8 protein-coding genes are annotated in these 11,586 nt (G+C 71.6%); 3 read left to right on the top strand and 5 right to left on the bottom strand.

Annotated features, from left to right (window positions below; genetic code table 11):
• The first annotated feature begins 49 nt into the window (after positions 1 to 49).
• A complete protein-coding gene (locus tag ACIBJH_RS39950; RefSeq protein ID WP_399121840.1) occupies positions 50 to 913 on the top strand; it encodes a phosphotransferase enzyme family protein in 864 nt (287 codons plus the stop codon).
• Positions 914 to 1,018: 105 nt separating this feature from the next.
• Here the strand turns inward: ACIBJH_RS39950 and ACIBJH_RS39945 are convergent, their stop codons facing one another.
• From ACIBJH_RS39945 to ACIBJH_RS39930, 4 genes are all read right to left on the bottom strand, one after another.
• On the bottom strand, positions 1,019 to 1,741 hold the full coding sequence (locus ACIBJH_RS39945) for a 3'-5' exonuclease (RefSeq protein ID WP_399121839.1): 723 nt from the start codon (positions 1,739 to 1,741) through the stop codon (positions 1,019 to 1,021).
• Between the two features lie 110 nt (positions 1,742 to 1,851).
• Positions 1,852 to 3,093, bottom strand: coding sequence for an SAV2148 family HEPN domain-containing protein (locus ACIBJH_RS39940; protein WP_201050970.1), 1,242 nt, complete (start codon positions 3,091 to 3,093; stop codon positions 1,852 to 1,854).
• 104 nt (positions 3,094 to 3,197) lie between these two features.
• On the bottom strand, positions 3,198 to 4,514 hold the full coding sequence (locus ACIBJH_RS39935; protein WP_399121838.1) for a copper amine oxidase: 1,317 nt from the start codon (positions 4,512 to 4,514) through the stop codon (positions 3,198 to 3,200).
• 92 nt (positions 4,515 to 4,606) lie between these two features.
• The gene (locus ACIBJH_RS39930; protein ID WP_399121837.1) at positions 4,607 to 5,413 is read right to left on the bottom strand and encodes a Tat pathway signal sequence domain protein; all 807 of its coding nucleotides are present in this window, start codon (positions 5,411 to 5,413) and stop codon (positions 4,607 to 4,609) included.
• A gap of 198 nt (positions 5,414 to 5,611) precedes the next feature.
• Here ACIBJH_RS39930 and glgX point away from each other — a divergent pair, with 198 nt between their 5' ends.
• Together glgX and treY are read left to right on the top strand one after the other, a co-directional pair.
• Positions 5,612 to 7,729 carry a glycogen debranching protein GlgX gene (glgX, locus tag ACIBJH_RS39925; protein ID WP_399121836.1) on the top strand — a complete coding sequence of 706 codons (2,118 nt, stop codon included), beginning with the start codon at positions 5,612 to 5,614 and terminating at the stop codon, positions 7,727 to 7,729.
• A gap of 74 nt (positions 7,730 to 7,803) precedes the next feature.
• Positions 7,804 to 10,152 (top strand): malto-oligosyltrehalose synthase, encoded by a 2,349-nt coding sequence (treY, locus tag ACIBJH_RS39920; protein WP_399121835.1) that lies wholly within the window; start codon positions 7,804 to 7,806, stop codon positions 10,150 to 10,152.
• Here the strand turns inward: treY and ACIBJH_RS39915 are convergent.
• Complete coding sequence (locus tag ACIBJH_RS39915) at positions 10,149 to 11,255, bottom strand: cytochrome P450 (protein ID WP_399121834.1); 1,107 nt, start codon at positions 11,253 to 11,255, stop codon at positions 10,149 to 10,151. The two genes, treY and ACIBJH_RS39915, sit on opposite strands and share 4 nt — an antisense overlap.
• Between the last annotated feature and the right edge of the window lie 331 nt (positions 11,256 to 11,586).

Below are 11,586 nucleotides of genomic sequence, written 5' to 3'. Positions count from 1 at the left end.
GGAACCCGACGCCGTACGCACACGCACAGGGATCACTCGGAGGCGGACGATGGACGAGGCACGGGCCCGGGACGTACTGGCCGCGGCGGACGTACTGCCCGGTGCGGCGCGGGACGCGCGACTCCTCGCTCTCGGCGAGAACGCGGTGTTCGCCGCCGGTGACCTGGTCGTCAAGGTGGGCCGCGACGCCGAACTCCTCGACCGCGCCCGGCGCGAGCTGGACGTCGCGGTGTGGCTGGCCGAGGCGGACGTGCCGGCGGTGCGGGCCGCCGACCCTGAGTCGCGCCTCGTCGAGGGACACCCGGTGACCGTGTGGCACCGGCTGTCCGATTCCGTACGTCCGGCCGAACCCCGGGATTTGGCCGAACTGCTACGCCTCGTCCACGCGCTCCCCTCCCCCTCCTTCGAACTCCCGCCCCGCGAGCTGCTGGGCGGTGTCGAGCGCTGGCTACGGCTCGCGGGCGACGCGATCGATCCGGCGGACGCGGCGTATCTGCGGGAGCGGCGCGACGGTTTCGCGGCTGCCGCCGCCGCGCTCACGCCCCATCTGCCGCCGGGGCCGATCCATGGCGACGCGTTGCCGCGCAATGTGCACGTCGGTCCGGACGGGCCGGTCCTCGTCGACCTGGAGACCTTCTCCGCGGATCTGCGTGAGCACGATCTGGTGGTGATGGCTCTGTCTCGTGACCGGTACGCCTTCCCGGCGCGGGCGTATGACTCGTTCACCGAGGCGTACGGGTGGGATGTGCGGGAGTGGGACGGTTGCTCGGTGCTGCGCGGGGCACGGGAGACGGCCAGCTGTGCGTGGGTTGCGCAGCATGCGCCGAGCAACCCTGAGGCGTTGGTCGAGTTCGAGCGGCGGGTGGGGTCTTTGCGGGACGGGGACGAGACGGTGCGGTGGTTCCCGTTCTGAGCGCCTATTGAACGGGGGCGATGGGTATTCGGGCGACTGCGGGTCCGTTGGGACTGGTCGCGCAGTTCCCCGCGCCCCTTGGGGGCGCCTCCGGCGGCCCCAAGTTCAGACCGTCTCGTCCTCCAGCTCGCGCAGCGGCCACGTGCCGTCGATCACCGCGTCCTGGTCGCCCTTGCGGCGCAGGAAGCTCTGGAAGTCGGCGGCCCATTCCGCGTACCACTCGATCTGGCGGCGGTGGAGTTCGGCGGGGCCCAGGGCCGCGACCTTGGGGTGGCGGTCGGCTATCGCGCCGGCCAGGCGGGCGGCGGCGAGGGCGTCGGCCGAGGCGTCGTGGGCGGTGTCGAGGACCACGCCGTACTCCTGGCAGACCGCTTCGAGGTTGCGCTTGCCGCGGCGGTAGCGGTCGACGGAGCGGTCGATCGTGTACGGGTCGATGACCGGGGCGGGGTCGGTGCCGCCGAGGCGGTCGCGCAGGGACGGCAGTCCGTGGCGGCGCAGCTCGGCGGAGAGGAGGGTGAGGTCGAAGGCCGCGTTGTAGGCGACGACGGGGACGCCCGTCTTCCAGTAGGTCGTGAGGACGTCCGCGATCGCGTCGGCGACCTCGTCGGCCGGGCGGCCCTCGGCGGTGGCGCGTTCGTTCGTGATGCCGTGCACGGCGACGGCGTCGGCCGGGATCTCCACGCCGGGATCCGCCAGCCACTCCCGGCGGCCCGCGGGCCGTCCGCCCCTGACCTCTATGACCGCGCCGGTGACGATGCGCGCCTCGCGCGGCTCCGTGCCGGTCGTCTCCAGGTCGAAGCCGATGAGCAGCTCCTGGTGCCAGGCCATGACGGCCCCCCTTCTCGGTGGTGCTTTCCCCCAGTGGTCTCCACCTTCGCATGAGCCACTGACAATCCGAGGACCGCGTTCCGCTTGGCGCCGGACCGGCCTCGGAGAGGTCAGGACACCGGTCGCGAATCCGCCCACATCTGCTCGAACTCATCGCGATAGGTGGGGAAAAGACCGCTGTCGTCTATTTCGTCCGACTTGACGAGTCGGCTTCCGTTTCGCAGCACCAGCACCGGGGCCTCCATGCCGCGGCTGCGGCGCAGATAGGACTGCACGACGGCTATGCCGTCCGAGCCGTCGCCGTCGACGAGGTACGCCGTGAAGCGGGGTGTCTCGTCGAAGACCTGGATCTCGAAGGCGCCCGGGTCGCGCAGCCGGGACCGCACCCGTCGCATGTGCAGGATGTTCATCTCGACAGCGCGGCTCAACTCGCCCCGCTTTATGCCGAGTTCGCGCTCGCGCCGCTTCACCGCGCTGGAGGCCGGGTTGAGGAACAGCAGTCGTACCCGGCAGCCCGACTCGGCGAGGCGGATCAGCCGTCGGCCGGAGAAGTTCTGCACGAGGAGGTTGAGGCCGATGCCGATGGCGTCGACGCGGCGGGCGCCGCCGAAGATGTCCTCGGCGGGGAACTGGCGCATCAGCCGCACCCGGTCGGAGTGGACGGCGACCACGTCGGCGAACCGGTCGCCGATCAGTTCCTCGACCGCGTCGACGGGCAGGCGTCGGGCCGAGGGCACGTCGCTGCCGGCGCCGAGGGTCTCCAGGAGTTTCGCGGAGGCCCGCTCGGCCTGGTTGAGGACGGCCTCGGACAGGGCGCGGTTGCGGGAGACGACATTGCGGGTCACCTCCAGTTCGTCCAGGGCGAGTTCGACGTCGCGGCGCTCGTCGAAGTACGGCTCGAAGCAGGGCCAGTGCTGCACCATCAGCTCGCGCAGCTGGGGCAGGGTCAGGAAGCTGAGGACGTTGTCGTCGGCCGGGTCGAGCAAGTAGCCCTTGCGGCGGCTGACTTCGCGGACGGCGACCGCGCGCTGCACCCATTCCTGGCCGGCCGGACCGGCCGCGGCGACGACCCATTCGTCGCCGTGGACGGGTTCGTAGATGGGACGCAGGACGGCCGCTACGACGGCCCGCAGCCGCTGTTCGACCAGGTTCAGCCAGATGTAGGCGCGGCCGGCTCGCTGGGCGCGCGTACGCACCTCGCGCCAGGCGTCGGCGTCCCAGTCCAACTCCGGCCCAATGGAACCAGCCGCGTCCATCGGACGTGCCAGGGACACCGCGCCGGGCGGGACTTCTGCGGAGTTCCCCTCGTGACCCTCGTCACCAGGGGGCAACTCCAGCCCTCCCGAGCCCACCCGTGCACCGCCTTCCGCTCCCCCGAGCTCTCCCCAGTCTCAACGATCAAGGAAGGGTACTCCGGGACCGGTCGGCGGTGCAGCCGGATGGACAGGGTCGTTTCTCAACTTCCGCCGTTCACATTGCCGTTCTGGTTCGCGAGTTCGGCGGGAGTGAGCGGATTCATGGCGGTGACGTCGCGCGGGGCGATCGAGAATCCCTGCCAGTGGACGGGCATCGGCTGCTGGTCCTCGTCGCGGGCGATGTGGTGGAAGCCGACGTTCACCCAGACCACGGGCTGGGTGAGGGTCTGGCCGTTGACCCACTTGTCGACCTGCTTCGGGTGCCCGGCACCGCAGTTGGGCAGGTTGTCGCTGGCGAACTGCTCGCACTTGTTGTACTGGGTGAAGTACACGTCGTGCTGGGTGAAGCTGCGGCCCGGGTACTTGGTGGTGGGGCCGGGGACTATCTCGTAGGACCGGGCGTGGTTGTCCTTGTTCTTACCGGTCGCGCTGACGATGCGCCACCAGCGCATGTTCTTTGCGTCGCCCGCGAGTTCCTTGGTGACCTTGGTCAACGTGGTCTTGTTCGTGGGGGTGTTGGCGCCGTGCGTGGTGACCGCGGAGTCGTACTGCTCGACGCGGCCCTTGGAGGAGCCGTCGAGGGCGAAGTCCAACTTCCAGAAGACGTCGTGCTGGTGGCTCGTCGCGTACGCCGTGGCGTTCTTGCCGAGCGGCCAGCCGCGGCCGTCGCCCGCGTCGTAGTCGTAGGGCGAAAGGCTGCCGGTGGCACCGACGTTCATGTTGATGGTGCCGTCGTCCTGGAAGCGCCACTCGGTGATGTACTCGTACCAGCCGACCTGGTTGACCGTGTAGACGAGGAAGTCCTTGCCCTGGGTCTGGAAGACCTTGTTGGCGCTGTCGCCCTGCATGCGGAAGGCGTGGCCGCGCGAACGGGTCGTCGTGCAGAGGCCCTTGACGTTCGGGTGGTCCGGGTCGATGGCGTCCGGGACCTTGACGGTCTTGATGGTGCCGCCGGGACACTCGCCGGGCTGCATGTTCATCAGGCCGGTGCCGAAACCGTACTGCGTGAGGTCGCTGTACTCGTTCTTGCCGTCGTCGTACGGCACATGGATCTGGGCGAGCTTCGCGTCGGCGAGCACCTTGATGGGGGCGGCCTCGCCCGGCGGCTGGTAGGAGATGTTCTCCAGGACGAGGCCGGCCTCGCGCTCGTAGTGCCAGCACATCCGCCAGGTGGTGCCGGTGGAGAGCTTCTGCTCGATGGTGTAGGCGGCGCTGCAGCCGGGGACGGCGGCGTTCGGGGCGGCCTTCGGCTGGGCGACGGCCGGGCCCGCGCCCGCGGTGGCACCGGTGGCCAGGGCGGCCACCGTGAGGGCCACAGCCCCCCGACTGCGGGCACGGCTCATTCTGTTGACGCGCATGAAGAAGTGACTCCCTTACAGGAGAAGCAAGTTGGGACAGTGAACGAAGGAGGGCGCGATCCACGCGGGTCGGTGCGGACGGCGCGATCGGCTCAGCCGGTGAGCTTGCCGACCTTGCGGGCGCTCAGGTCGACGACGAAGTCACGGGCGTCGATCCACGGCCCGTTCTTGACCTTCGGGAACAGCCGCACGCAGCGGTGCGTGCCGCACTGGTCGAGGACGCCGGACTGCCGTCCAGGAGTGGCCTTGTAGACCATGGCGGTCAGCAACAGCTGGTCGGGCGAGGTGAGTTCGTTGCCGGTGGCGTCCTTGTAGTCCGCCTTCAGTCCCGCGCCCAGCGGGTCGGCGAGCAGCAGCTGGGCCGCCTCGACGTCCTCGGCGTGGCTCGCCGGCGGCTGCACTCCGTGCTGGGTGCCGGTCTGCTCGACCTTGCCGGTGTCCAGGTTGACGGTCTTGGTGACGACCGTGTCGTCCTTGTAGTCGTAGAACGTCACGTCCGCGCGGCGCGGCGCGTTCGGGTTGTCCAGCTCGTCGGGGTTCGGGTCGGCGAGTTCGACGTCGAGGCGCTGCGGTCCGCGCTTCCCGTCCACGTTCTCACTGGAGTCGAGGAACTGCTGGTTCACCGCGAGCCGCTCGACGCGCTTGGTCTCGTCGTCGGTGAGCGGGTCGCGGCCCTTGCCCTTCTCGCCCTCTGCCGGGGCCCGTTGCACGACACCGGGTGCCGCGCCCACTCCGTCCGCCGCCTGCTGGGCGGACCCGGCCGCCTTGCCGGTGCCCCCCGACTCGTCGGCCCCCGCCGTGCCCGGCAGGGTGACGGCGACCATCACGGCGGTCCCGGCCACCGCTATGGCCGTACCCGCCACCACTTTGCCCAGGTGGCGGTGCACTGTCCTTCGCACATTTCCCCCTACTCCCCCTGGGTCCATCCCCGGACCTCTGGGAGTGGTGTCTGTCCCACTTGGTTCGGCATACGGCATACGTCGTACGCACTGGTCATTTGGTAAGAGGGATGTAAGTCATAGGTGGTTCCCTCACTTTCGGGGAGACTCAGGGGCAAGGCGCCCCGGTGGCGGGGCCCGGCTGAAAGAGTCGTGACCATGCAGGTCTGGCCTGGAGAGGCGTATCCACTCGGTGCCACGTACGACGGCGCCGGCACCAACTTCGCGGTCTTCACCGAGGCCGCGGACCGAGTAGAGCTGTGTCTGCTGCACGACGACGGCTCGGAGACGGCGGTGGAACTGCGCGAGAGCGACGCTTTCGTGCGGCACGCGTACGTGCCCGGCATCATGCCCGGACAGCGCTACGGCTTCCGCGCGCACGGCCCGTACGCCCCCGAGCGCGGCCAGCGGTGCAACTCCGCGAAGCTGCTGCTCGACCCGTACGCGAAGGCGGTCAGCGGATCGATCGCCTGGGGCGAGGAGGTGTACGGCTACCACTTCGACGCCCCCGACAAGCGCAACGACCTGGACTCGGCCCCGCACACCATGTCGTCGGTCGTGGTCAACCCGTACTTCGACTGGGGCGACGACCGGCGACCTCGGCGCGGCTACCACGAGACGGTGCTCTACGAGGCCCACGTCAAGGGCCTGACGATGCTGCACCCCGGGCTGCCGGACGAGCTGCGCGGCACCTACGCGGCGCTCGCGCATCCGGCGGTGATCGAGCATCTGGTGGAGCTGGGGGTGACCGCCCTGGAGCTGATGCCGGTGCACCAGTTCGTGAACGACCACCGGCTGGTCGACATGGGGCTGAACAACTACTGGGGCTACAACACGATCGGTTTCTTCGCCCCGCACAACGCGTACGCCTCCTGGGGCGACCGCGGCCAGCAGGTCCTGGAGTTCAAGTCGGCGGTACGGGCGCTGCACGAGGCCGGTATCGAGGTCATCCTGGACGTGGTCTACAACCACACGGCCGAGGGCAACCACCTGGGCCCGACGCTGTCCTTCAGGGGCCTCGACAACCCCTCGTACTACCGGCTCGCGGACGATCCCCGCTACTACATGGACACCACGGGGACGGGCAACTCGCTGCTCATGCGGTCCCCGCACGTGCTCCAGCTGATCATGGACTCGCTGCGCTACTGGGTCACCGAGATGCACGTCGACGGCTTCCGCTTCGACCTCGCGGCCACCCTGGCACGGCAGTTCCACGAGGTGGACCGGCTGTCGTCGTTCTTCGACCTCGTCCAGCAGGACCCGGTGGTCTCCCAGGTGAAGCTGATCGCGGAGCCCTGGGACGTCGGCGAGGGCGGCTACCAGGTGGGCAACTTCCCGCCGCTGTGGACCGAGTGGAACGGCAAGTACCGCGACACCGTGCGGGACCTGTGGCGGGGCGAGGGGCGCGCGCTCGCGGAGTTCGCGTCCCGGCTGACCGGCTCCTCCGACCTCTACCAGGACGACGGCCGTCGCCCCCTGGCCTCCATCAACTTCGTGACCTGCCACGACGGGTTCACGCTCAACGACCTGGTGTCGTACAACGAGAAGCGCAACGACGCCAACGGCGAGGACAACCGCGACGGCGAGAGCCACAACCGGTCCTGGAACTGCGGTGCCGAGGGCGACACCGACGACCCGGCGGTCCTGGAGCTGCGCGCCCGCCAGATGCGCAACTTCGTCGCGACGCTGATGCTGTCGCAGGGTGTGCCGATGGTCAGCCATGGGGATGAGTTCGCGCGCACCCAGAGGGGCAACAACAACGCGTACTGCCAGGACAGCGAGCTGGCCTGGGTGAACTGGCCCGAGGAGGGCGCCGAGTCGTCCGAGTTGCTGGCCTTCACGCGCGCGTTGGTGTGGCTGCGCAAGGAGCACCCCGTGTTCCGGCGCCGGCGCTTCTTCCACGGGCGACCCGTGGAGGGCACCCACGACGAGCTGTCGGACATCGCCTGGTTCACCCCGGAGGGCAAGGAGATGGCCCAGCGGGACTGGGACTCGGCGCAGGCGTCCGCGCTGTCGGTGTTCCTGAACGGCAACGCCATCTCGGAGCCCGGGCAGCGCGGGGAGCGCATCGCCGACGACTCCTTCCTGATGATGTTCAACGCCTCTCCCAAGACGCTGGACTTCGTGGTGCCGGTCAACCACGGCCGCCAGTGGGAGGTGATCGTGGACACGGGCCGCGCGGAGGGAGTGCCGGCGGGCACGGGCGCGAAGGTGAAGGCCGGGGACCGGCTGACCCTGGTGGACCGCAGCATGACGGTCCTGCAACGGCCCACCTAGGAGGGCGCCTGGTCGGTGGACCGGATGCCGGGGTCGATGACACGAAGGGCGGCCGGGCGGGTACACAGGTCTGCATGACACCTGAACGACCCGACCCGGCAGTGCCCACGGCCACCTACCGGCTGCAACTGCAGCCCGAGTTCCCGTTCGCGGCGGCCGCGGCGGCCGTGCCCCACCTGGCGTCGCTCGGCGTCTCGCACCTGCACCTCTCCCCCGTCCTGGAGTCCGTCCCGGGTTCGACGCACGGCTACGACGTCGTGGACCACGCGCGCGTACGGGACGAACTCGGCGGCGAGGACGGTCTGCGGGCCCTCGCGCGCACCGCGCGGGAGCACGGTCTCGGTCTGGTCATGGACATCGTGCCCAACCACATGGCCATGGCCCCGCGCCACAACCACGCCCTGTGGGAGGTCCTCAGGGAAGGCCCCAAGTCACCGTACGCGCGCTGGTTCGACATCGACTGGGAGGCGCAGGGCGGACGGCTGCTGCTGCCGGTGCTGGGCGGTCCGGTCGGCTCGGAGATCGATCACCTGGAGGTCGACGGTGACGTGCTGCGCTACTACGACCATCTGTTCCCGCTGCGCGCGGGCACCGGGGAGCTGCCGTTGCCGCGGCTCCTGGACGCGCAGTGGTACCGCCTCGGGTGGTGGCGGCTGGCCCGCACCGAGCTCAACTACCGGCGCTTCTTCAGCATTTCGGAGCTGATCGGGGTGCGCGTGGAGGACCCGGAGGTCTTCGACGCCACGCACGGCAAGATCCTGCAGCTGCTGCGCGAGGGCGTCGTGGACGGGCTGCGCGTCGACCACCCCGACGGCCTCGCCGACCCCGACGACTACCTCCGGCGGCTGCACGAGGCGACCGGGGGCCGCTGGACGGTCGTGGAGAAGATCCTCGCGGACGGGGAGCGTCTTCCGGCGTCCTGGCCCGTCGCGGGCACCACCGGCTACGACGCCCTCAGGCACGTCGACGGGCTGTTCACGGACCCGGCGGGGGCGGGGGAACTCCTGGGCCAGTACCGGAGGTTCGCGGCCCCGCAGCCGGACCGTGGCGGGCACTGGGAGGCGACGGTGCGGCGGGCGGCGTACAAGGTGCTCACGCACGAGCTGGACGCCGAGCTGGACCGGCTGACCCGGGTCGCGAGCCGGCTGTGCGCCGCGGCCCCGGAGCCCGCGCTGCGCGACCGGGCCCCCTGGGCGCTGCGGACCGCGCTGGTGGAGTTCCTGGTGCGCATGGAGGTCTACCGGCCGTACACCTCGGGCGACACCGCGGCCGTCGTCACCGAGGAGGCCGCCGCCGAGGCCCGGCAGGCGTTCGTCGTCGCGGAGGAGGCGGGCGCCGTCGACGTCGTACGGGATCTGCTGCTGGGGCGGTACGGGGACGGGCCCGAAGAGGTCGAGTTCCGGGTCCGGTTCGCGCAGACGGCGTCCGCGCTGCGGGCCAAGTCCGTGGAGGACACGGCCTTCTACCGCTATGTGCCGCTGCTGTCGGCGACCGAGGTGGGCGGGAACCCGGGCAGTCCGGCGGTGTCCCCGGAGGACTTCCACGCGTACTGCGCGCGCGTGCAGCGCGACTGGCCGGTGTCGGGCACCGTGCTGTCGACCCACGACACCAAGCGCAGCGCCGATGTACGGGCCGCGCTGGCCGTGCTCACCGAGGTGCCGGAGCGCTGGGCGGACGTGCTGACCGAGGTGACCCGTACCGGTGAGGGGGTGCCGGACGCGCAACTGGCGTGGGCGGCCTGGCAGACCGTGTTCGGTCTCGGCACGGCGGACGCGGAGCGGGTCCAGGGTGCCCTGTTGAAGCACGTCCGGGAGGCGGGTCTGCACACCAGCTGGACGGAGCAGCAGCCGTCGTACGAGGAGGCGGTGGCGGCGTTCGTCGCGGCGGGCCCGTGCGGGCCGCCAGGTGAGCGCGTGGCCGCCTTCCGCGAGGCGCTGGAGCCGCACATCCGGGCGAACGTCCTGGGCGCCGCACTGCTCCAGCTGACGATGCCGGGCGTACCGGACCTCTACCAGGGCACCGAGGCCGAGTACCTGGCCCTGGTCGACCCCGACAACCGGCGGCCCGTGCCGTTCCCGCCCCCGGAGGCGGGCACCAAGGGCGCGGTGACGGCCGCCGCGCTGCGGCTGCGGGCGCGGCGTCCCGAGGCCTTCGGCGACGCGGCGACGTACGCCCCGCTGGCGGCTGAGGGTCCGGCGGCGGCGCACTGTGTGGCCTTCGCCCGCTCGGGGGCCGCGGTCACGGCCGTCACCCGGCTGTCGTCGCGGCTCGCGGAGGCGGGCGGCTGGCGGGACACGGTGCTCGCGCTGCCGCCGGGGCGGTGGGCCGATGTGCTCGCTCCGGAGCGGCGGTTCACGGGGCACGCGCGCGTGGCGGAGCTTTTCGAGCTGTCGCCGGTCGTGCTGCTGGAGGTCTCGGACTAGGTGTGCACCCGGAGGGTCCGGGGTGAGCGGCGGACCAGGTCGTCGGGCCGGTGCCGGGGGCCCGGTGCGCGGCGGAGGCCGGGCAGGGCGGTCAGGAGGGCCCGTAGGCCGTGTTCGGCCGTGAGAGCGGCCAGCAGGGCGTCGAGACCGGTGCCGTGGGCGAGCGGTCCGGGGTCGGTGCGGAAGGCGTCGTAGCGGTCCGGGTCGGTGAAGCGTTCCGGGTCGCGTCCCGCGGCGCCGAGCAGGCAGGCGACGGTGGCTCCGGCGGGTATCGCGCCGACGGGTGCGACGGCCCTGCGCAGCACGATGTGCAGCGGTGGATCGCGGCGCAGGGACTCCGCCCAGGCGCCCGGCACGAGGGCGGGGCGGGTGCGGAGCACGTCCAACTGGCTTGGATGGTCGAGGAGGTTGGCGATGAACGACGCGAGCGCCCGCGCGGTGCTCGCGCCGGACGCGCCGAGCAGCGTGCCCACCAGCCCGGTGACGGTGTCGTCCGACAGCGGGCCGCCGTCGCTCCGCGCGGTGCACAGCACGGACAGCAGGTCGCCGCCCGGATGAGCGCGGCGCCGGGCCGTCAACGGCCGCAGGAAGGCGCCCAGTTCGGGACGGCCGCCCCCGGAGCGGCCGAGTCCCGTGCGGCACCAGCTGTGCACCCGCGCGGTCTCCTCGTACGGCAGCCCGAGCGCGGCGACGGCCGTGGCGGTGGGCAGCCAGTCGCAGAACTCGGCCACCAGGTCGGCGTCCTCGCGGGCGGCGAGGCGCCGGGCGAGGACATGGGCGCTGCGTTCGACGGCGGCGGTCAGGGCGGCCAGTGCGGGCCCGCGCAGGACCCGGTCCACGAGCCGGCCCGCCTCGGGTGCGGCCGGGAGCCCCCCTTCGGACACGGCGACGAACCGCGGGTCGGCGAGGGCCGCGCGGACGTCGTCGTAGCGGCTGAGGAGCCAGGCTCCGAACGGCTCGTCGTAGACCAGCGGATAGTGCGTGCGGAGGGTGCGGTAGAGCGGATACGGGTCCTGTACGGCCGTCCGCAGGCTCGGCGGGCCCGGTGGACGGGCCGGGGCGCCCGCGGTCCGGGGGACGGTCACGTCCGTGAGACACAGCACCGCCGTCCGCTCCCGTGGTCGCAGCTGTGCCCCGCGCCGTCGAGGAGGCGCGCGGCCGGTCGTCCGCGTCCTGCGCGCACGCGGCTGCTCCCAGCGGACCACCGCACCGCGCGGACCGCAGCTCCCGTACGGCCGTTCGAGTGAGGCGGATGTGCCACGGCCCACGGCGTGCGACGGGTCCCCGGCCACCGGCTCGCACCCGCGTACGGACCCGGGGCGCGGGTCGAGCCGCGGGCGTGCGGTGGCGGGCCGGGAGAGCGGTGTTCGTGATGCGGGGGCACGCGCGTGTGCACGACGACGACCTCACCTGGGGTGCGTGCGGGCGCCTGTG

The organism is Streptomyces sp. NPDC050548, assembly GCF_044457385.1.
Taxonomy (GTDB): Bacteria; Actinomycetota; Actinomycetes; order Streptomycetales; family Streptomycetaceae; genus Streptomyces.
The sequence above is the reverse complement of the archived record's forward strand: the minus strand, read 5'-3'. Positions and strand labels throughout refer to the sequence as shown.

Excerpts from the sequence above, each read along its gene's own strand:
- glgX (WP_399121836.1), top strand. The coding sequence starts at position 5,612 with ATGCAGGTCTGGCCTGGAGAGGCGTATCCACTCGGTGCCACGTACGAC.
- ACIBJH_RS39950 (WP_399121840.1), top strand. The coding sequence starts at position 50 with ATGGACGAGGCACGGGCCCGGGACGTACTGGCCGCGGCGGACGTACTG.
- treY (WP_399121835.1), top strand. The coding sequence starts at position 7,804 with ATGACACCTGAACGACCCGACCCGGCAGTGCCCACGGCCACCTACCGG.
- ACIBJH_RS39935 (WP_399121838.1), bottom strand. The coding sequence starts at position 4,514 with ATGCGCGTCAACAGAATGAGCCGTGCCCGCAGTCGGGGGGCTGTGGCC.
- ACIBJH_RS39945 (WP_399121839.1), bottom strand. The coding sequence starts at position 1,741 with ATGGCCTGGCACCAGGAGCTGCTCATCGGCTTCGACCTGGAGACGACC.